Origin of the sequence: Pseudomonas marincola, assembly GCF_900116605.1 — a bacterium.
Lineage (GTDB): Bacteria > Pseudomonadota > Gammaproteobacteria > Pseudomonadales > Pseudomonadaceae > Aquipseudomonas > Aquipseudomonas marincola.
The window spans coordinates 286130-307449 of sequence record NZ_FPBC01000003.1 but is presented as its reverse complement, the minus strand read 5'-3'; the positions used below and the strand labels follow the sequence as shown (position 1 = coordinate 307449).

The 21320-nt window shown below is 57.4% G+C and carries 17 protein-coding genes and 1 riboswitch; of the genes, 7 read left to right on the top strand and 10 right to left on the bottom strand.

Going from position 1 to position 21320, the window contains the following annotated elements; genetic code table 11:
• Positions 1–68: 68 nt before the first annotated feature.
• Positions 69–1961, bottom strand: a complete 1893-nt coding sequence (thiC, locus tag BM395_RS07665) for a phosphomethylpyrimidine synthase ThiC (protein ID WP_090510298.1) — start codon at positions 1959–1961, stop codon at positions 69–71.
• 99 nt (positions 1962–2060) lie between these two features.
• A riboswitch (TPP riboswitch) is annotated at positions 2061–2168 on the bottom strand.
• 207 nt (positions 2169–2375) lie between these two features.
• On the opposite strand from thiC, the gene BM395_RS07660 reads away from it, so the two are divergent.
• Entirely contained in the window at positions 2376–3827 is a 1452-nt protein-coding gene (locus tag BM395_RS07660; protein ID WP_069898311.1) for a TolC family outer membrane protein, read from the top strand.
• A gap of 62 nt (positions 3828–3889) precedes the next feature.
• Here BM395_RS07660 and waaA read toward each other — a convergent pair whose 3' ends face one another.
• Positions 3890–5176, bottom strand: a complete 1287-nt coding sequence (gene waaA, locus BM395_RS07655; protein ID WP_090510295.1) for a lipid IV(A) 3-deoxy-D-manno-octulosonic acid transferase — start codon at positions 5174–5176, stop codon at positions 3890–3892.
• Between the two features lie 33 nt (positions 5177–5209).
• Positions 5210–6094, bottom strand: coding sequence for a LysR family transcriptional regulator (locus tag BM395_RS07650; protein ID WP_069898313.1), 885 nt, complete (start codon positions 6092–6094; stop codon positions 5210–5212).
• 82 nt (positions 6095–6176) lie between these two features.
• Between BM395_RS07650 and BM395_RS07645 the strand changes: the two genes are divergently transcribed.
• The 4 genes from BM395_RS07645 (at position 6177) to BM395_RS07630 (ending at position 9597) form a co-directional block, all read left to right on the top strand.
• The gene (locus BM395_RS07645) at positions 6177–6509 is read left to right on the top strand and encodes a DMT family transporter (protein ID WP_069898314.1); all 333 of its coding nucleotides are present in this window, start codon (positions 6177–6179) and stop codon (positions 6507–6509) included.
• Positions 6510–6573: 64 nt separating this feature from the next.
• Positions 6574–7749: an NAD(P)/FAD-dependent oxidoreductase gene (locus tag BM395_RS07640; RefSeq protein ID WP_090510291.1), complete on the top strand. Its 1176-nt coding sequence runs from the start codon at positions 6574–6576 to the stop codon at positions 7747–7749.
• Entirely contained in the window at positions 7746–8555 is an 810-nt protein-coding gene (locus BM395_RS07635) for an aldo/keto reductase (protein WP_090510289.1), read from the top strand. The genes BM395_RS07640 and BM395_RS07635 overlap by 4 nt, the downstream gene beginning before the upstream one ends.
• An 85-nt stretch (positions 8556–8640) precedes the next feature.
• The gene (locus BM395_RS07630; protein ID WP_244528946.1) at positions 8641–9597 is read left to right on the top strand and encodes a metal ABC transporter ATPase; all 957 of its coding nucleotides are present in this window, start codon (positions 8641–8643) and stop codon (positions 9595–9597) included.
• Positions 9598–9644: 47 nt separating this feature from the next.
• On the opposite strand, the gene hldE is transcribed toward BM395_RS07630, so the two are convergent.
• Both hldE and msbA read right to left on the bottom strand, forming a co-directional pair.
• Positions 9645–11066: a bifunctional D-glycero-beta-D-manno-heptose-7-phosphate kinase/D-glycero-beta-D-manno-heptose 1-phosphate adenylyltransferase HldE gene (gene hldE, locus BM395_RS07625; RefSeq protein ID WP_090510287.1), complete on the bottom strand. Its 1422-nt coding sequence runs from the start codon at positions 11064–11066 to the stop codon at positions 9645–9647.
• A 136-nt stretch (positions 11067–11202) separates the two neighbouring features.
• Positions 11203–12999, bottom strand: coding sequence for a lipid A export permease/ATP-binding protein MsbA (gene msbA, locus BM395_RS07620; RefSeq protein ID WP_090510283.1), 1797 nt, complete (start codon positions 12997–12999; stop codon positions 11203–11205).
• 276 nt (positions 13000–13275) lie between these two features.
• On the opposite strand from msbA, the gene BM395_RS07615 reads away from it, so the two are divergent.
• Both BM395_RS07615 and BM395_RS07610 read left to right on the top strand, forming a co-directional pair.
• A complete protein-coding gene (locus tag BM395_RS07615; protein ID WP_244528945.1) occupies positions 13276–14355 on the top strand; it encodes an O-antigen ligase family protein in 1080 nt (359 codons plus the stop codon).
• Entirely contained in the window at positions 14352–15017 is a 666-nt protein-coding gene (locus BM395_RS07610) for a BUD32 family EKC/KEOPS complex subunit (RefSeq protein ID WP_090510277.1), read from the top strand. Before BM395_RS07615 ends, BM395_RS07610 begins: the two co-directional genes overlap by 4 nt.
• A gap of 34 nt (positions 15018–15051) precedes the next feature.
• On the opposite strand, the gene BM395_RS07605 is transcribed toward BM395_RS07610, so the two are convergent.
• From BM395_RS07605 to BM395_RS07585, 5 genes are all read right to left on the bottom strand, one after another.
• Complete coding sequence (locus BM395_RS07605) at positions 15052–15921, bottom strand: glycosyltransferase (RefSeq protein ID WP_090510274.1); 870 nt, start codon at positions 15919–15921, stop codon at positions 15052–15054.
• Positions 15914–17059, bottom strand: coding sequence for a glycosyltransferase (locus BM395_RS07600; RefSeq protein WP_090510272.1), 1146 nt, complete (start codon positions 17057–17059; stop codon positions 15914–15916). Before BM395_RS07600 ends, BM395_RS07605 begins: the two co-directional genes overlap by 8 nt.
• On the bottom strand, positions 17059–17976 hold the full coding sequence (locus BM395_RS07595; RefSeq protein ID WP_170860564.1) for a glycosyltransferase family 2 protein: 918 nt from the start codon (positions 17974–17976) through the stop codon (positions 17059–17061). Before BM395_RS07595 ends, BM395_RS07600 begins: the two co-directional genes overlap by 1 nt.
• On the bottom strand, positions 17963–19717 hold the full coding sequence (locus BM395_RS07590) for a carbamoyltransferase family protein (protein WP_090510270.1): 1755 nt from the start codon (positions 19715–19717) through the stop codon (positions 17963–17965). The genes BM395_RS07595 and BM395_RS07590 overlap by 14 nt, the downstream gene beginning before the upstream one ends.
• 88 nt (positions 19718–19805) lie before the next feature.
• Entirely contained in the window at positions 19806–21263 is a 1458-nt protein-coding gene (locus BM395_RS07585) for a lipopolysaccharide kinase InaA family protein (protein ID WP_090510267.1), read from the bottom strand.
• Between the last annotated feature and the right edge of the window lie 57 nt (positions 21264–21320).

Here is a 21320-nt window from a genome sequence, read left to right as displayed (position 1 = left end):
GTAACCCCGGCGCTCTAAAACCACGAATCAGGTGCGCGGCGATCAAGCCAGCGCACCTTTTATTGGGATCAGACCTGACGGTAGATCACCGAGCCTTCATCCTTGAACCGCGCCGATTGCTCCTTGAAGCCGGCTTCGACCGCCTTGCTTTCATCAGACAAGCCGTTGACCTTGGCGTAATCGCGCACCTCCTGCGTGATTTTCATCGAACAGAACTTCGGCCCGCACATCGAGCAGAAATGCGCGACCTTGGCGGAGTCCTTCGGCAGCGTCTCATCGTGATAGCTGCGCGCCGTGTCCGGATCCAGCCCGAGGTTGAACTGATCTTCCCAGCGGAATTCGAAACGCGCTTTCGACAGGGCGTTGTCGCGAATCTGCGCGCCGGGATGGCCTTTCGCCAAGTCAGCGGCATGCGCGGCAATCTTGTAAGTGATGATGCCGGTCTTGACGTCATCCTTGTTCGGCAAGCCGAGGTGCTCTTTGGGTGTCACGTAGCACAGCATCGCGCAGCCGAACCAGCCGATCATTGCCGCACCGATACCCGAGGTAATGTGGTCATAGCCAGGCGCAATATCGGTGGTTAGCGGGCCGAGGGTATAAAACGGCGCCTCGTCACAGCATTCCAACTGCTTGTCCATGTTCTCTTTGATCATGTGCATCGGCACGTGCCCAGGGCCTTCGATCATGCACTGCACATCATGTTTCCAGGCGATCTTGGTCAGCTCGCCGAGGGTTTCCAGTTCGCCGAATTGCGCCGCATCGTTAGCGTCGGCAATCGAGCCGGGACGCAGGCCGTCACCCAGCGAGAAGCTGACGTCGTAGGCCTTCATGATTTCGCAGATTTCGTCGAAATGGGTGTAGAGGAAGTTCTCTTTATGGTGCGCCAGGCACCACTTGGCCATGATCGAGCCGCCGCGGGAAACAATGCCGGTCACACGCTTTGCCGTCAGCGGCACGTAACGCAGCAGCACTCCTGCGTGAATGGTGAAGTAGTCGACGCCCTGCTCGGCTTGCTCGATGAGCGTATCGCGGAACAATTCCCAGGTCAGGTCTTCGGCCACGCCGTTTACCTTTTCCAGCGCCTGATAAATCGGCACGGTGCCAATCGGTACTGGCGAGTTACGGATGATCCACTCGCGGGTTTCGTGGATGTGCTTGCCGGTCGAGAGGTCCATGACCGTATCGGAGCCCCAACGGATACCCCAGGTCAGCTTGGCCACTTCCTCTTCAATCGAGGAGCCCAGCGCCGAGTTGCCGATGTTGCCGTTGATCTTGACCAGAAAGTTGCGGCCGATAATCATCGGCTCAAGCTCGGTGTGGTTGATGTTGGCGGGGATAATTGCCCGGCCACGCGCAACTTCTTCACGAACGAATTCAGCGGTGATCTGCTTGGGAATCGCCGCGCCAAAGCTCTGCCCAGCGTGTTGCGCATCAAGCAGGCCGGCGGCACGCGCTTCCTGCAGTTTGAGGTTTTCGCGGATGGCGATGTATTCCATCTCAGGCGTGATGATGCCTTTGCGCGCGTAGTGCATCTGGCTGACGTTATGGCCAGGCTTGGCACGACGCGGATTGCGCACATGAGCGAAGCGCATCTTGGTCAATTCAGGGTCGGCAAGGCGTTCCTGACCGAAGCGCGAGCTGAGGCCCTCAAGCAATTCGGTGTCATTACGCTCGGCAATCCAGGCAGAGCGCACATCAGCCAGGCCTTTGCGCACATCAATCTGCACGCCAGGATCGGTATACGGACCCGACGTATCGTAGACCAGCACCGGCGCGTTGATTTCACCGCCGAACTCGGTCGGGGTTATGTCCAGGCTGATTTCGCGCATGGGCACACGGATGTCCGGGCGCGAACCTTCCACGTAGACTTTTCGCGACCGCGGGAAGGGCTGAATCGACTGTTGATCGACCTTGGCTGATTCGCTGAGGTTCTGCAGGCTATTTTGTTGTTGTACGCTCATCGACTAACACTCTCCTGAGTAGTATGTCGGAGCGAACTTGAACAGAGACGGGTGGCGCGGGGGGCACGGATTGAGTGCCGAGAGACTCATCATGGCAGGTGATGAGGACATCTTGTTCCCTACGCAGGCCTTAACCTGATCAGGTTCAACGGGATCCGGCAATATGCCAATCTCAGCCCCTCAATTAGGGCACCCCGACAAGAACGCGCTCAGTCTAAACAACTGTGCAGGTGAAAACCAAGCCCCTTGAGGCCAATTCGTCGTAAAGTGACTCACCGGCCGAGTTTTCATTGATTGTTGCTGTGAAGCAACATAGCTTGTTGCAAACTACACTCTCTGCGGCAGGGCCTCATCTTGACCCTTATGGCAGCTAACCTTAGCCTTGCTGACTAACATCGAACCTAGGAAAAACCAATGCTGCGCAGACTCACCTTGGCACTCGCTGTTGCCTCTGCTTCGGTAGGCTCGGCTTGGGCAGAACAAGCCCATGTCCCGCTGACAACTAAAACGGACCTGGTATCGGTCTATAACGAAGCAGCCAACAACAACGCTGATCTGGCAGCTGCGCGCGCTGACTATCAGGCGCGCCGCGAAGTTGTTCCTCAGGCGCGGGCGGGCTTACTGCCAAACCTGACGGGTGGTGCAACCGTGGGTAATACCCGGACCTCGCTCGACCAGCCTTCAACCACGCTGTCGCGCAGCGGCACCAGCTATCAGGCCAACCTGAGCCAGCCGCTGTTCCGTGCGGATCGCTGGTATCAACTGCAAGCTGCCGAAGCGACCAGCGAGCAGGCTGCACTGGATTTGTCCGCCACCGAACAGAACCTGATTCTTTCGAGTGCCGAGACTTACTTCGCCGTGCTGCGCGCGCAGGACACACTGGCATCAACCAAGGCCGAAGAAGCGGCGTTCAAGCGCCAACTCGATCAGTCCAATGAGCGCTTTGAAGTTGGCTTGTCAGACAAAACCGACGTACTCGAAGCGCAAGCCGGTTACGACACCGCACGCGCCAACCGGATTATTGCGCAGCGCCAGGTTGATGATGCTTTTCAAGCCTTGATGACCCTGACCAACCGTGACTACACCTCGATCGAAGGCATCAAACACACGCTGCCCATCCTCGCCCCGACGCCAAATGATGCCAAGGCCTGGGTCGATACGGCTGCCGCACAGAACCTCAATCTGCAAGCCAGCAACTTTGCCGTGGACGCTGCCAACGAAACCCTGCGTCAGCGCAAGGCCGGTCACGCGCCGACACTCGATGCAGTGGCTAGTTACGAGCAAGGCGACAACGACAGCCTTGGCTTTACCAACACCGGTATTCCGACAGGCGCTCAGCCGTACGGCAGCGATGTTTCGCAAACCACTCTCGGCCTGCAGTTGAATATCCCGATCTACAGCGGCGGCCTGACCAGCTCGCAGGTACGCGAAGCCTATCAGCGCCTCGACCAGACCGAGCAGCTGCGCGAAAGCCTGCGTCGCAAGATCGTTCAGGACACACGCAACTTCCACCGCGCCGTGAACACCGACGTAGAAACTGTACAGGCGCGTAAGCAGTCGATCATCTCCAACCAGAGCGCACTTGAGGCGACTCAAATCGGTTATCAGGTGGGCACGCGCAACATCGTGGACGTCCTCGACGCCCAGCGTCAGCTGTACAGCTCGGTGCGCAACTACAACGATGCCCGTTACGACTACATCCTCAACAACCTGCGCCTCAAGCAGGCCGCCGGCACCCTCAGTCCGGGCGACCTGGAAGCGCTGGGTGCTTACCTCAAGCCGGACTACAATCCGGATAAAGACTTCCTGCCGCCAGATCTGGCCAAAGCCGCCGAGGCGCAAATGCACGGCAATCCGCAGTACTGATTACTGCCGGTTTAAACAAAAAACCCGACTGCTGTCGGGTTTTTTACGGGCGGCTGTTTTGATCAGCGTTTGAGTAAGGCATCCAACCCGTCAAGCAAGCGTTGCAGCGCGCCCTGATTAGCCTGCATCACTGCCAAACCGGCGCTGTGCATTGCCTCAGCCTGCTGCGGCTGCTGCCATAACTCCTTGAGTTGGACCGCCAGTTGCTCGCCACTGTCGACATCAAGCAAAGCACCGGCACTGCGCAGCAACGCGGTAATTTCGAGAAAGTTGAACACATGCGGGCCCATCAGAATCGGCTTGCCCAGCGCAGCAGGTTCAAGCGGATTGTGCCCACCACTGGCAATCAAGCTGCCGCCGACAAAGGCCAGGTCGGCCAGTGCGTACAAAAACAGCAACTCGCCCATGGTGTCGCCCAGTAACACCTGATGCTCGGCAGTCACAGCGGCGGCGGTTGAACGCCGCTGAGTGTTGAAACCTTCTCGTCGGCACAGCTCGAACACCGAGTTGAAACGTTCGGGATGACGCGGCACCAGAATCAACAGCGCTCGCGGATCACCTTCAAGCACCTGACGATGCGCCAGCAGTACCTGTTCATCCTCACCTTCGTGAGTACTCGCTGCAATCCATATCGGCCGATCCTGAGCCGCCCACTGCGCGCGTAACTCAGCCGCCCGGGCCAACAGCGCCGGGTCGATACGCAGATCAAACTTGATTGAACCGGTGACATCCACACACTCGGCGCGAGCGCCCAGTTCACGGAAGCGCTGCGCTTCGGTCTGCGTTTGCACCGCAATCAGATCCAACTCGGCGAGCATCGGCGCTGTCAGTTTGGCGAAGCGCGCATAACCACGCGCCGAACGCTCGGAAAGCCGCGCATTGGCCAGCGCGACCGGAATACCGCGGCGCGCACATTGATGAATATGATTAGGCCACAGCTCGGTTTCCATGATCACTGCCAGCTTGGGCTGCAGTCGTTTAAGAAAACGCGCGGCCGCCCACGGCAAGTCATAAGGCATGTAGCAATGCTGCACACGGCCCTGATACTCGGCACCAGAAAACATGGCCTGAATACGCTCGGAACCGGTTGGTGTCATGCAGGTGATGGTCACCGGCAGCTGTGGATAACGTTCCAGCAATTGGCGAATCATCGGCGCCGCGGCAATGCTTTCACCCACCGAAACCGCATGCACCCAAATACCGCCTGGCTGCAACGGCGGCAGGCCAAAAGCAAACCGCTCAGCGATGCGTTTGGCGTACGCCGGGGCACGCCATGCACGCCAAGCCAGACGCACAGCGATCAGCGGTAAACCGAGATAAAACAACAGACTATAAATTGATCGATTCATGGGCGCGCAGCTTAGCAGAGCGATCAATTTCCATCAGCCGATTGCCCGCAGATGCTCGGCAAAACTTTTACCCAGCCACTGCGCAGCCGGCCCAAGCGCTTCATCCCGACGCCTGACCAGTTCCACAACCAGAGGCGGCGGCGTCCAGTCGCAGGGCAATTCAACCAATTGACTGAGATACGTCGGGTAGCTTGCAACGTGGCGCGGCAACCAGGCCCAGCCAAGATTGCGCATTACCAGTTCGGCCATGGCGTAAAAACTATCAGCCCGCCAGACAGAGGGGCTGAGCTGTTCACCGCCCGGATACTGACCCTCTTGTGGCGCCATGAGAAGCTGGCGGTGACGCGCCAACTCACGCCGGCCAATGTGCGTCGCTTGAGCCAGAGGGTGATTGGCTGCGCATACCGTGACCATCTCGATCGTGCCCAAACGCTGGCGCTCAAGCGCATCGGGCATCTTCTCGTGGTTGAACAATAAGCCCAGATCGGCCCGGCGCTCCAGCAGCTTATTGGCAACTTCACCTTGAGCGCCGCTTGCCAGTTGCACCTCCAGCAGCGGAAACGCCTGAGACAGTGACTCCAAACTGTCGAGCACCGGCTGATACGGCATGGCCTCGTCCTGCGCTAGGCGCAAGCACGCCTCCTCGCCCCGGCTCAAGCCCAGCGCTCGCCCTTCAAGGCGCTGGCATTGGTGCAAGACATCCCGCGCTTCGGCCAACAACGCACTGCCTGCGGCGGTTAACACGGGCTGGCGGCCACTGCTGCGCTCGAACAGGGTTACACCCAGATCGGCCTCCAGCATGGCAATCGCCGAACTCACCGCCGACTGCACTCGATTCATCTGCCGCGCCACGGCCGAAAACGACCGGCCCTCGGCAACCCCAACAAACAGACGCAACTGTTCAAGATTCCACTGCATACCCATCTCCATAGCAGATAGGTAATCACTTTATCCCATCATGTAAATGACTAGAATCGCTCAATCGAAAAGGAGACTGATTATGTCCGGTTACTTGTATCTGGCGATTGCCATAACCGCTGAAGTGATTGCGACGACCTCGATGAAAGCGCTCAACGGCTTCAGCAAGCCATTGCCGTTGCTGCTGGTGATCGTTGGCTACGCGATTTCGTTCTGGATGCTCAGCCTGGTGGTCAAAACCATTCCGGTAGGCGTTGCCTACGCCGTGTGGGCCGGTCTGGGCATTGTGCTGGTGAGTATTGCTGCTGCGGTGCTTTACCAGCAGACGCTGGATTTAGCTGCAATAGCGGGCATGGCACTGATTATTGCAGGGGTTGTGGTTATTCAAATGTTTTCTCGGTCAGTCGGGCACTGAGATCAAGAGTTGTAAGCTTCGCCCGCGCTATACTGGGAGCCTGTTTGACTGTTGAGGCGTTCACATGTCCCAAGCTCTGAGTACCGACGTGCTAATCGTTGGTGGCGGTATCGCAGGCCTATGGCTCAATGCGCGGTTGCGCCGTGAAGGCTATGCCACGCTGCTACTGGAAAACGCCACACTGGGTGGCGGCCAGAGTGTAGCTTCGCAAGGCATCATCCACGGCGGCGCGAAGTACGCGCTGCACGGGGCACTGACTGGCGCCTCCGAAGCCATCGCCGATATGCCACGGCGCTGGCGCGAAGCGATTGCCGGCAACGGCGAAATCGACCTGAGCGGTGTACGCCTGCTTTCCGATGCGCATTATTTATGGTCGCCAGGCAGCCTTGCCGGCAATCTCACCAGCTTCTTTGCCAGCAAAGCCGTGCGCGGCCGGGTTGATCAGGTCAAAGGAGATCAGTTGCCACCGGCCCTGCAAGACCGCAAGTTCAAGGGCAAGGTTTACCGCCTGGCCGAGTTGGTGCTGGATGTGCCGAGCCTGATTACCCGGCTCGCCGAACTCAGCGCCAATAGCCTGCTGGCCTGTAAGGTGATTGAACCGCTGCACGAAAACCAGCAGCTGGTGGGCCTGCGCGTAGACGGCCGGGAAATTCGCGCCCAGCGTATCGTGCTCAGCGCCGGCAGCGGCACAGCCGAACTGCTGACTGCGCTCGGCCTGAACAAGCCTGAGCAACAATTACGCCCACTGCACATGGTGCTGGCCAAAGGGCCATCGCTAAAGCCCTTGTATGCCCATTGCCTGGGTGGCGGTCCCAAACCACGCGTCACCGTAACCACTCATCCTTGCTCAGACGGCGAATGGGTGTGGTACATGGGCGGCGACATCGCCGAAGCCAGTGGCGTGGCGCGCTCGCCTGAAGAACAGATTCAAGCGGCACAAACTGAAATGGCCTCGTTGCTGCCATGGATCGACCTGAGCACCGCCAAATGGGCGACGCTCCGGGTTGATCGCGCTGAACCGGCACAATCCAGCCTGATGCGGCCAGACAATGCATTCCTCGCTGATGAAGGAGCGCTGATCGTCGGCTGGCCGACCAAGCTGGCGTTGGCACCTGACTTTGCCGACCGGGTCATGGCGAGTCTGAAACGCGATGCCATCGTCCCAGCCGAGCATCCAGCATTGCCTGAACTCAAGCAGCCTGAAGTCGCCCAGCCAATCTGGGAGCACATGTTCGCATGAGCAGCCTGCATCACCTGCACCGGCCATTGGGCAGCAGCGGCTTGCAGGTTTCTCCGTTAGGTCTCGGCACCGTCAAGATTGGCCGCGATCAGGGCGTCAAATACCCGAATGGTTTCACCATTCCCGACGACGCCAGCGTGCGCCAATTACTCTCCCAAGCGCACGATCTAGGCATCAACCTGCTCGACACCGCGCCCGCTTATGGCAATAGCGAAACCCGACTCGGCCCGCTATTGCGCGGGCAACGTCAGGACTGGGTCATCGTCAGCAAGGTAGGCGAAGAGTTCGACAACGGCCTCTCCTCTTTCGATTTCAGCCCGGCCCACACCCGCTACTCCGTCGAGCGCAGCCTGCAACGGCTGGAGACGGACTACATCGACATGCTGTTGGTGCATTCAGACGGCAACGACGTCGATATTCTGCAAAACAGCGGGATATACCAAACCCTGCTGGCACTGAAACAGGAAGGCAAGATTCGCGGCTTCGGCCTGTCCGGAAAAACCGTGGCGGGCGGGTTGCTGGCGCTGGAGCAAGGCGACTGCGCGATGGTCACTTACAACCTTAATGAGCAGGCCGAATTGCCGGTGCTGGATTATGCGGCCGAGCACGGCAAGGCAATCCTTATCAAGAAAGCCCTCGCCAGCGGGCATGCTTGCCTCGCTCCTGGTGCTGACCCGATACGCGCCAGCTTCGAACTGATATTTGCCCATCCGGCGGTTAGCAGCGCAATCATTGGCACCATCAACGCAAAACATCTATCTTCGAATGTCGCAATGGCCGCCGAGGTGATTCAGGCTTTACGCTGAGACACAGCCCTCGGAGCTGACTGAATACCGGCGCACGACCTCACGGGCGCCGAAAACAACAGAGCAGAAGCCTAAAGGAGCGCAAATGTCGCGTACGTTAATTCGCAAAGATCCTAACGCCTTTAAAACATTGCCACTGTTTGTTGAGGCCGACCCGGACGGGCTGGCTTATTCGAGCCTGGGCCGCCCGCTTAACTTCAGGGAAATGCTTGAGCGGCGCACCACCATTGTAATCGAAGACAACCAGCGCTTTGCCGTGGAACTGGCTAATCTCGGGGTCTCCGTACGCTTGACGCTGAACTGGCAAGGGCGTGATTACTGGGTGTTGGTACGCCAGCGCCGAGCCGACCGCGGCGATGTCGTGCTCAAGCTGATTTCCGGCTACGTGCCAGCCCACGAACTCAACTTGCCGCTGCTCACCGCCATTCAGGAAGTCGCTGAAGAGTGCCTGATGGAAACGCCCGAAGGCTGGCTGGCCGGACGCTTTGGCGAGACCTGGCTGCCGACGCCGTATCAAGGCGTGCTGCACTACCGTGAAGCGGTTAATTTCCGTCTTGGATCGTTATCGGGGGCTGCGCGCCCGGTGCGTTGCAGCAATCTGACGCTATTGGAGCGCCCGCGCGCGTACGTGCACTTGCCAACGGCTTCGCTGCAACTGGTGTACGACATGCGCATGGAGCTGCCCAAAGAGGTCAAACAGCTGAGCCTGTTCCATGCCGATGAATGCCTTGAAGATGGCACCCTGGTCGCACGTCTGGACCGCAGCAAGCCCGATCTGTATCTGATCGCATTGGAAGACGGCAAACCCACCGCAGAATTGCTGACCTTGAAAAAGGGCGAGCTAAGCCCGGCGAGTACCCGCGGCGTCTGGCTGGCAGAGAGCTTTGCCGCTCAGGACGGCTGGGTGGTTCGCGATGAACGAATCCGCTGGAAGGACTGGGCAAAATCGCAACAACTCAAGGCACCAACGGCCAAGAGTCCGGCAAAGCCCAAACCGGCTGGAGCCGCCGATTTCAAGCAACCGCAAGCGCGTCAGGGCTGACGCCTGACGCCGGTAATCCGCAACCTAGCGGGTTACCGGCACAGCATTTAGCGGTTGCGGATTTTCTCGACGATGGCTGTGGTCGAGCTGTTCTCAACCAAACTCAGTACCCGCACTTCGCCGCCGTAGGCATTAACGATGTCCGCCCCAACGACCTGATCGATCGAGTAGTCGCCGCCCTTGACCAGCACATCAGGCTGCACTTGCTTGAGCAGGCGCTCGGGCGTGTCCTCGCTGAAACTCACCACCCAATCAACCGCGCCCAAGCCCGCCAAAACAGCCATACGCCGATCGACCGAGTTGATAGGTCGGCCCGGCCCTTTCAGGCGACTAACAGAGCCATCATCGTTAACTGCCAGCACCAGACGATCACCTTGCGCACGCGCTTGCTCAAGGTAAGTCACGTGGCCTGCATGCAGAATGTCGAAACAGCCATTGGTGAAGACGATCTTCTCGCCATGCGCGCGCGCATCCTCAATCGCAATCAGCAGCTGATCGAGGCTCAACACGCCGCGCTCCGAACCTTGTTCCCGCTGCACAGCACGACGCAACTCCGGCGCACTGATCGCCGCCGTACCCAGCTTGCCAACCACAATACCGGCAGCCAGGTTGGCCAAGGCAACGGCTTGCGGCAACTCTTCGTCGGCCGCCAATGCCGCTGCCAGCGTGGAAATAACCGTATCGCCCGCGCCAGTCACATCGAACACCTCACGCGCCCGCGCAGGCAGATGCAGCGGTGCATGGCTAGGACGCAGCAACGTCATGCCGTGTTCACCACGGGTCACCAGAAGCGCGCCCAACTCCAGTTCACGCATCAGCGCGGCACCTTTGCTGACCAATTGCGCTTCATCTTCACAGCGACCGACTATCGCCTCGAACTCGCTGAGGTTCGGGGTGATCAGGCTCGCGCCACGGTAGATGGAGAAATCTTTACCCTTGGGGTCGGCCAGCACCGGAATATTGCGTTTGCGCGCCAACTGCACCAGCGCCTGATGGTTTTTCAATGCGCCTTTGCCGTAATCCGACAGCACCAGCACTTTGACCCCGTCGAGCAGGGAGTCGACCATTTCAGCCAACGCATCGGTGTCGGTATTGAAGGGCTCTTCGAAGTCCATGCGCAGCAATTGCTGATGACGGCTCATGACCCGCAGCTTGACGATGGTGGGCTGGTCTTCGATACGCTGGAAGTGGGTTCTGACGCCAATCGCCTCAAGGCTGTCGGTGAGGCTTTCAGCAGCTTCATCCTCACCGGTAACGCCGACCAGAATTGCCGGTGCGCCCAGCGCCGCGATATTCAGCGCAACGTTGGCAGCGCCGCCGGGACGGTCTTCGATCTGCTCAACCTTGACCACAGGAACCGGCGCCTCTGGCGAGATACGTGAAGTACCGCCATGCCAGTAACGGTCGAGCATGACATCGCCAACCACCAGAACCGGGGCTTGATCAAAACGGGGCATGGACAACTTCATGTGAACTCCGAAGCCTTTAAGTAGCGGTTTCTTAGTTTATCAGGCGAATCAGCACAGGCCAGTACAAACCTGGTGATCGGGAACGGCCGGCAAGCTGCGCCAAATGGCAGGACGCACGCAGCTTGCCGTTGTGGTGTCAGACGTTTTCAGACTCGGGCTCATCCAGTCCCAGCGCATGCAGGCGGGCGTAATAGCCATTCATCGCCAGCAGCTCGGCATGAGTGCCGCGCTCGACAATCTGCCCCTGCTCCATCACCAGAATCTGATCGGCCTTCTCGATAGTCGACAAACGGTGAGCGATCACCAACGTCGTCCGGCCCTTCATGACCGAATCCAGCGCGGCCTGAATATGTCGCTCAGATTCGGTATCCAGCGCCGAAGTCGCTTCGTCGAGCACCAGAATCGGTGCATCTTTCAGCAGCGCACGGGCAATCGCCAAACGCTGGCGCTGACCGCCAGACAGCAGCACGCCGTTCTCGCCTACTTCTGTGTCGAGGCCTTCGGGCAGCTTATCGATAAACTCTTTGGCGTATGCCGCCTCAACCGCACGCTCGATGTCTTCACGCGGCGCACCGGCCAAATCACCGTAGGCAATGTTGTTGGCAACGGAATCGTTAAACAGCGTCACTTGCTGGGTCACCAACGCGATATGCCGACGCAGGTTACGCAGGGTGTACTCTTCGATATCGACGCCATCAAGCAGGATCTGCCCGGTTTCATGGTGATAGAAGCGCGGAATCAGGTTAGCCAGTGTCGACTTGCCGCTGCCGGAACGACCTACCAGAGCAATCATCTGGCCGGGTTCCGCGACAAAATTAATGTCGTGCAGCACGGCCTTCTCGGTACCTGGATACTGGAAGCTGAGGCCTTTGACCTCCAGACGACCGGTTGCCTTTTCGACTTCGACTGAACCGCTGTCGACTTCCGGCGATTCATCAAGCTGCTCAAAGATGCTGTCCGCCGCTGCAAGGCCTTTCTGGATGGTGGCGCTCACCTCAGACAACTGGCGAATCGGCTTGGGTAGCAGACCGGCGGCCGTGATGTAAGCCACCAGATCACCGGCAGTCGCATCACCGCGAAGATACAAAACCAGGAACATCAGAACCGCCATCGCAACGTAGATGACCAGTTGCAGCATCGGCGTGTACACCGCGCCAGTCTTGGTCATTTTCAATTGCTTGAAGGTGTTGTCACGGCTGGCAGTCTCGAAACGCTCAGACTCATAAGTCTCGCCGCCAAAGCTGCGCACTACCCGATAGCCCTGAATGGTTTCCGAGGCCACGTGAGTCACGTCCCCCATCGCCACCTGGATTTTCTTGCTCTGTTTGCGGAATTTTTTGCTGGCACTGCCAACCATCAGCGCAATAACCGGCAGGATCGCCAGCATGACCATGGTCAACTGCCAGTTCATCCACAACAGGTAGATAAACAGGAAGACCACCGTCAGCCCTTCGCGGATAACCACCTTGATCGCATCGGTGGCAGCCCCTGTGACCATGGTCACGTTAAAGGTGATGCGTGAGATCAGATGACCAGAGTTGTGGCTGTCGAAGTAACGATTGGGCAGGCTCAACAAGCTGTCGAATAACGCCGTGCGCAAATCGTGCACCAGGCTCAACGACACCTTGGCCAGATAAAAGTTACCCAGAAACGAGCCAAGACCCTGCCAGGCTGCAATCAAGACGATTAGCAGCGGCACCGCCTGCAGCAGTTCGAGGTCTTGCAGGTAAGGGACTGTCGGGAAAAGCACCGCTTGGGGATTGGACAAGCCATCAACGAAGTACTTGAGAATTCCAGCGAGCATCGGCTGCGTCGAAGCAAAAATCACGTAGCCGACGATACTCAACCCAAAGTAGCCGACGTAAGGTTTTACGTAGCTGAGCAGGCGGAAATAAATTTTTAGACTGGTAGAGACAGGGGTTTTATCGCTCATAGGGCTCGACGCGCCGGTAGGGTAAAAAAGTATATCACAGGGCCTCAAAGACTAGAGCCAAGCATGCCGCCAGCAACGAAATTGCAGCACAAACTGCAAACTAAGCCGACAAAGGCTTCATCTTGCGGACAGATCAATTATGCTACGCCCCTTTCTAACAACCCCTTCCAGACAATGCAATCTTCCCCAACGCTCCTGGCAGCAACTCAAACTCGGCTATATACGTTGATCGCCCAGTACTGGCTGCCCCTTGGCTATTTTTTGCTGCTGACCGGGATGATCTGGCTGCCGGAACTCAGTACCCATACCAAGCTTTACTATGGCTTCTTTGCATTTCCGGCGTTGCTGGGACTGATAGTTAAGCCGAGTTTGTTCAAGACGTTGTTACGCGAGCCGATCATAGTGTTCTTTTTGCTGCTGGCCGCACTGATGATTCTGAGCCTTGACTGGTCGCAAGAGCACAGCCCTGCAAGCCTGACCAAGCGGCCACTGTATATATTCATGCTGTTTGCCGGCTGCGCGATCATTGCCTGTCGGGATGTAAAACTCTTGCTGACAGCCCTGCGCGTCAGCGCTGTGGTCATGTCGTTGGGCGCGGTTTACAACCTCATCCAATTTCTGCCTAACGCCACTGCGGATGCACGCCTAGTAGGCACTGGGACACTGCGCAACCCACTGCTTTCTTCGCACGTATTCGGTTTCTTCTGCGCCTACTGGCTCGCGACATGGGCAACGTCTCAGGGCCGTAATAGCTGGATCGCAATTCTGCTCGCTCTGCCGTTGCTGGCAGCTGTGCTTGAGACCGGCTCACGAACGCCACTGCTGGCAATTTTTGCAGTAGCGCTTTGGCTGATGATGATTACCGGCAAAAAAGGCCTGTACGTGTTTGCCTCTGTTTGTTTGGCGGGTGTTGCGCTGTACTTTGTTGCGCCCGATATCCTGATGGAGCGCGGTTTGTCTTACCGGCCACATATCTGGCAACAGGCCCTAGAGCAGGCAAAGGAAAAACTCTGGTTTGGCTACGGTTATCAGAGCGAGTTCATATTCACGATTCCCGGCATGCAACAACTGGAAGACCCGCACAACGTTGAACTTGCCGTACTGCTACATCTGGGGCTTATCGGGCTGATAATCTGGGCGGCGATGTACTTCGCCCTATTGCGCAAAACCCTGCAGCTTCGCCACGACGCAGCGATTCAACTGGCGTCTGCACTGGTGTGTTACGGGGTATTCGCAGGATTAACCGAAGGCAGTTCGTTTATCTCGCGTCCCAACGAGAACTGGTACCTGATCTGGATTCCACTCGCGCTGTTTGCCGCCCTGTCCATTCGCCAACGCGTGCAGAACGACACATGACGACCCTGACCCAAGCACAGCTGCAAGCCAAACTAGAAGGCTCACAGACTATCGAGGAAGACGGCTACGGTCTTAAAGTTGCCCGGCTTGCCGATGGCAGCTTCCTTAAGCTCTTTCGTCGCAAGCGTCTTTTGTCGTCTTCGTTGTGGGCACCGCCGTCAGTGCGCTTTGCACGCAATGCCGCACGCCTGATAGCACTGGGTATCCCAGCACCCATCACGCTCGATTTGATTGTTGTGCCCGAGTTGCAACTCAACGGTTTGCAGTACGAACCAGTCGCTGGCGAAACACTGCGCAGTTACTGGCGCACTTTGACCCAGGAGCAGTTGCCAGAAGAGCTGTTTCGGTTCGGCAACTTCCTCGGCCAGCTGCACGAGTCCGGGGTTTACTTCCGCTCGCTACATCTGGGCAACGTACTGATCATGCCCGACCAGCAATTTGCCCTGATTGATGTGTCCGACATGAAGATCTTCTCGCGCCCGCTCTCATTCTGGCAGCGCACGCGAAATGTCCAGCATATGGTGAGGTACAAGGAAGATACGACCTGGTTGGCCGACGAACATCTCGACTCGCTGGTGCAAGGCTACGCCCAATCCGCCGGCAACAAAGCCGCTGCCCGGCTAAACCACGCGTTTACCAGCCGCAAGCAAACAGCCAAGTAGCCGCCAGCGAAATCTGTCAGCAGCTTGAGATTGCCTACGCCGGTAGCAGGTATCGTCCTGCTGCCCGAAGCGTCTTGCTGTTCCAGGCGCTCACCGGCAAGCGTTTGAACAGCTCACGAGCGAGCGGTTTATCGGTACGCGCGCACTTCAACAACATCGAATTGATGAAGCGATTACACACCTCAGGATACTGCGGGTGATCGCTGAACAGCGCGTAAGTAGTCAGTACGCTGTCGATCATGAAACGCAGGTTTTTGTAGGTGTTGGTGTCGTGTGTCCGGTACTTGGCAAGAACTGGCTCAAGCACATCAATGAAATAACCTGCCCGGGTTATCTTCAACTCGATGTACAGGTCCTCAAGGCGGATTTTAGGGTCAAAGCCGCCAACCTTTTCGAGCGCCTCGCGCCGGAACAATAGTGTCGGTGCAGGTGCTCCGGGCTTGGTCTGCAGAAACACATCATCAAAATTCAGCCGCCGTGCCGGGCGCAGACGCTGACGATCCTTAACCTTGCTCTGTGCATCGATCTTTTCGATATTGCCGGCGCAAATACCGACCTCCGGAGCGTGCTCCATGTGCGCCACTTGCAGTGCAATGCGCTCGGCAACCATGACATCGTCCGAACCAAACGGCGCGATGAGGCTGCCTTTGGACATCGCAATCGCGTCATTCAACGTGCTCGAAAGCCCCTGGTTTTTCTGCACCTTGAAGTAAAAGCCGTGCTGGTTTTGCAATGCAGTGATGCGCTCTACGCTGTCATCGCTAGAGCCATCATCAATCACCAACAACTCGATATTAGGGTAGGTTTGATTGAGAACGCTGAGAATGCTTTCTTCAATGTACTGGCCATGGTTATAAGAGGCGATGATCACCGTAACCAGAGGGGATTCAGCGTTCTTATCCATGATTTGCAGGCTCCGGATTCAACGCCTGCTCGATCAGTTGCCGATAATTCTGCCGATAATCGTCAATCGAATGAGCGCGGCACAGGTACTCGTAAGCAGTGTTTCCCTTGGCCGTAAGCTCTTCAGCGCTAAGCTCAAGAACCCTGACCATTTGCTCAGCCAGCGCCGTGACATTCTTCACCGGGAAAATATAGCCGCCACTGTCTTCAAGGAGTGGTTTGAGGCTGTCGATGTCCGAGCCGATCACTGTCAAATGCCCGGCCATCGCCTCCAGCATCGCCAGCGGCAGACCTTCCGAAAGCGACGGCATGACAAACACGTCGAAAGCCCGCACATACTGCAGCGCATCATTACGAGCGCCCAACAGGTGCACACGTCCGGCCAGTTGCAACCGACTGATAGCGGCTTCTAGATCCGCGCGTGAACGTCCCTCACCGATAATCGCCAGTTGAGCGTTAGGGTAACGATCCTTGAGGGTGGCAAAGGCTTCGACCATATAGATCTGGCCTTTCACGGGAACCAGTCGACCAATCGTGCCGAACACGAAAGCCCCAGCCTCCAGAGCCAGCGCTTCACGCGCCTGTTCGCGAGACAACAGCAGGCGCTCCGCACGCTGAATATCAATCGCGTTATTAATCTTCAAACTATTACGCGGCGTGAACCCTCCGCCACACCCCAGCAAGTATTCATGCACGGCGCGTGAAACGCCGACGACCCGCCAGTTGTCAGTGAGCAGCAGGCGTGACTCAAAGCGCCGGTAAGCCCGGTCAAAATCACCAATACCGTGCTGCACGCCGATGCACAGCGGTATTTTCAGCCAACGATTAAGTAGCATCAGCATGTTCATGGACTTGAAGCGATGAGCAATCACCACATCAAACCCTTCTTCACGGCAGAACTGATAAAGCCGATACATTGCCTTCAGTCGCAGCCCCTTGAGCTGCGACTGCGGAAAATCAAAATACACTGAGCGCGAAGCCACGCTATGCGGCTCACCTTCTCCAGGCGCGCCACGTAAAAAAGCTGTAACGACCTCAAAGCGATCCTCAGGCAAGCCCTTGATGATCTGTTCTGCAAGGTCCGATGCATTGACGTTGTAGCGCCCCTGAAGCTGCAGAACCTTGAGCTTACGTGACATTAACGCCCTCTCAGCAAGAGCTTGATCGCCTTGCGGGTATATGACCAATTGGCAATCAGGCGCCAGTCGGCGCGCAACGCATCTTTGTAGAACTCAAGCGCCGTATCTCGCTCACCGGCGCTGTAAAACGTACGAAACAATGAAGCGCAGCGCTGCGCGACAAAACTGCGCTTAAGGTCCTGCAGTTCAGCTGGCATACGCTGCTCAGAAAACACCTCATCAACCAGCGCCAAGCCAGACTCTCGGGCGAACTCCAGATTATGCCGCAGGCTTCCCGCGTGCTTGTGAATAAGCACCAGCGGTTGCTCGACTGTAGTACAGGAAAAACGCGCCAGCGCCTGAGCAAAGACGGGGATGTCTTCGGCGCTGCGAAAATTCTCGGGATAGACGCCGTGGGCAAAAATCTCACGGTGCATTGCACAAGCGCCATTGCTCAGCACCACGGTCTTTTTCAGCAGATACGCCTGCACCCGCTCACGTGCACCGGCAGGGAAGCTCGACGCCGGACGCAGTCGCTGTTTGCCACTGTCGAATACTGACCAATAAGCACCTGCAACCATTCGGGTCGTCGGATATCCTTCGATATGCTGGGCCAGCACTGCAAGTGCGCCTGGCGCCATCTCATCATCAGCATCAAGGAAGATCAGGTACTGGCCTGAGGTTTCCTCGATGCCGCGGTTACGCGCTGAAGCGGAACCGCCATTGGGCTTGCTGATGACACGAAAACGCCCATTGTGCTTGGTTTGTAGCTGCTCAAGCACCTCTAAGGTCTGATCAGTGGAGCCATCATCGACCACCAGTAGATCGGCAGAGGCTTGATCCAGCTGAGCCACTACCGATTCCACTGCCCGCGCTATTTTTTCTGCATAGTTATAGGCGGGGATGACCACACTGAAAAGCGGTTCAGACACCGTCATACCAATCCATACCTTCCTTAACCACCAGGATATCTTCCATGATGAGGTATTGCAGGTCAGAGCCGTAGAACATGTTCAGCGCATCAGTCGGCGAGCAGATCATTGCTTCACCCCGGCGGTTAAGCGAGGTGTTCAGCGATACGCCATTGCCGGTGAGGTTTTCCAGCTCTTTCATCATGTCGTAGTAACGCGGGTTGTACTCACGTTTAAGCACCTGCGCACGCGAAGTGCCGTCTTCGTGAACCACTTCAGAGACGCGGGTTTTCCACTCGTCATTCACCTCAAAGGTGAAGGTCATGAACGGTGACGGGTGATCAACCTTGAGCATTTGTGTGCCGACCGTGTCGAGCATCGACGGGCAGAATGGGCGCCAGCGCTCGCGGAACTTGATCTGCTCGTTAATCCGGTTGGCAACGCCGGGAATACTTGGACAACCGACGATAGAGCGACCGCCCAAGGCGCGCGGACCAAACTCCATGCGCCCCTGGAACCAGGCAACGGGATTGCCATCGACCATGATCTTGGCGATGCGTTGCGGCATGTTGTCGATTTGCTTGAAGGTCGGTTTGCTCGGGTGCTTGGCGCACGCTGCAATCACATCTTCGTTTGAGTACGACGGGCCGAGGTAGACGTGTTCCATCTTCTCGACCGGAACCCCGAGCTTGTTCGACACGTACGCGGCGGCGCCAACAGAGGTCCCGGCGTCGCCGGAGGCAGGCTGAACGAACAGCTCTTTGACTTCGGGACGGGCGATGATCTTCTGGTTGAGTTTAACGTTGAGCGCGCTGCCGCCGGCATAGGCGATCTTGCCGGTTTCCTTGATGATGTCACCGAGGTAGTAATCCATCATCTGCAGGGCAAGCTTTTCAAACAACGCCTGAATGCTTGCTGCGTAATGGATGTACGGATCATCGGCGATATCGCCTTCACGCTTTGGCCCGAGCCAGTCGATCAGCTTCTTCGAGAAGTAGAAGCCCTTGCCATTCTCTTTGTAACGGCGCAGGCCGATTACGTTGGCGTACTCGGTGTTGATCACCAACTCGCCATTTTCAAAGGAAGCCAAACGCGACAGGTCGTACTTGGACGCATCGCCGTATGGCGCCATGCCCATGACCTTGAATTCGCCGTCGAGCATCTCGAAACCGAGGAACTCGGTCATCGCGCCGTAAAGGCCGCCGAGCGAATCCGGGTCGTAGAATTCTTTGATTTTGTGGATCTTGCCATTCTCGCCGTAGCCGAAGAATGTAGTGGCGTACTCGCCCTTGCCGTCGATCCCGAGGATCGCCGTCTTCTCGGTGAAGCCCGAGCAGTGGTAGGCACTGGAAGCATGCGCCAGGTGGTGTTCAACGGCTTCGATCTTGACCTTCTTCAGGTCAAAGCCAAGCTGTTCCAGGCACCATTTGATCTTGGTGCGGTAGCGCTTGTAGCGACGGTTGCCAGTAAGAATCGCATCGAGGGCGCGATCCGGCGCGTACCAGTAACGCTTGGCGTAGTGCCAACGGGCTTTATCGAACAGGCTGATCGGGGCAAATGGAATGGCCACCACATCGACGTCCGCCGGCTTGATACCCGCCTGCTCCAAACAGAACTTGGCCGACTCGTAGGGCATGCGGTTCTTAGCATGCTTGTCGCGTACAAAGCGCTCTTCTTCAGCGGCCGCCACCAGCTTGCCATCGATATAAAGTGCTGCCGATGGATCGTGGCTAAGCGCGCCAGAAAGTCCAAGAATCGTCAGTGCCACAGGGAAAACCTCTTTAAAGCTGCTGAGTACTCAACGCTCAGCGGTTATTTAATGACCCAGCTCCAATCGGGAGCAATCGCTGCCAGCATCAATGCTCGGGCAGCTCAGAGGTCTTGGGTATACGTTGGTCGAGCAGTTGATACAACTCACTTTGCTGCGGCCAGTTACGTAGAAATCTGGCCCTGTCACGGCTATAAGCGCCGGAAAAGCTGTGGGCGCTGCTGTGCTGCTGCATGGCGTCCAGATCAATCAACAACCAGCGGCCATCTTGCCAAAGCACGTTAGTCCCTTTGAGATCTCCGTGACTAATACGTTCGCGCAACATTGCACTAAACAATTGATCCAGCGCAGCCAACTCGGCATCAGATGGCCTGGCCGCTGAGCCAGTCGCTTCGGCATAAGGGCTGAATCGGCTGATTATATCCTCACCTGAGCAATGCTCGGTAACCAGATAAGCGCCACGGCGCAACCAGAGCGTCCTGCGCTCGACAATCGCCAGTGGGCGCGGCGTACCGATGCCGAGGAAATCGAGGCGGTTTCCCTCCTGCCAGCTATGCCAGGCGCGGCTTGGACGCCAAAAACGCTTGAGCCAGTGAAAGAAACCTTTGATGTTGTAACGCTTTATAACCAGCGACCGTCCGGCATGCTCAATTTGCGCAACGGTTGAGGAACCGCCGAGTTTAAGTGCCTGGCCTTCTGCTATCGCGCTGTCGAGGCGGCTCAGAACTGGCGCAAGGTTTTCGACCTCTTCACGGCGAACCACCTGCAAAATGGCGGCGCTACTGCGCGCACAAAACAACGTGCAGTCACGACCGATTTTCTTCAAGTAGTCGCGCAAACGCCAGCGACGAACCCTGGCAACCTCTTTGAGTAGCGCCTCCAGCGGCAATGCATGCTCGCCATTGACCAGCAGATAATGCACCAGCAACTCTTCAATCGAGTCATCAATCGCCGCAGGCAACTGGGCGAAAAACACCCCGAGATTGCTCAGCACCTTGTCGCGGGGAAGCGCCTGACCCGACTGCTCTGCGCGCACACCGCCGCCATCAATCAGATACAACTGGCCTTCGCGGCGCATCAAGTTGTCGAGATGCAAATCGTCCTGCCAAAGGCCCTTTAGATGCAGGCGTGCGATCACCTCCAAAGCCTCGCCCAGCAGCGTTTGCTGGGCGTCACTGAGCAATGGCTGCGCGCTAAGCGCCTGCCACTCATCGCCGAGGTTTTGTGCATTGTCGAGAAACTCAAACAGCAGCCAGCCGCCTTCGCCCGGACGAAAGCCATGTTCGAGCAACTGCGGGGTTTGCATGCCTTGCGCTGCGAGCAACTGCGCACCCGCCAGCTCTTGCTGATAGTTGCGCTCGGCGCTGGAGCCGACCAGTAACTTGGCAAGCACTTCACGCCCGGCCCAACTGGCTTTGCCAACGTAACGCTTGTTGGGCAATACGCGCAGGGTGCTCAGCAGCTGTAAGGGCTGCGCGGTGGCGCCCTGCACTTGCAGCGGCAACTCAAGCGTGCGGCCGGCATGCTGCAGATCAGTCAGCTTCATACGTTGCTAACCCGTGCTACACACTGTTGTCCGCCACAGAACAGATGTTGAGGCGTT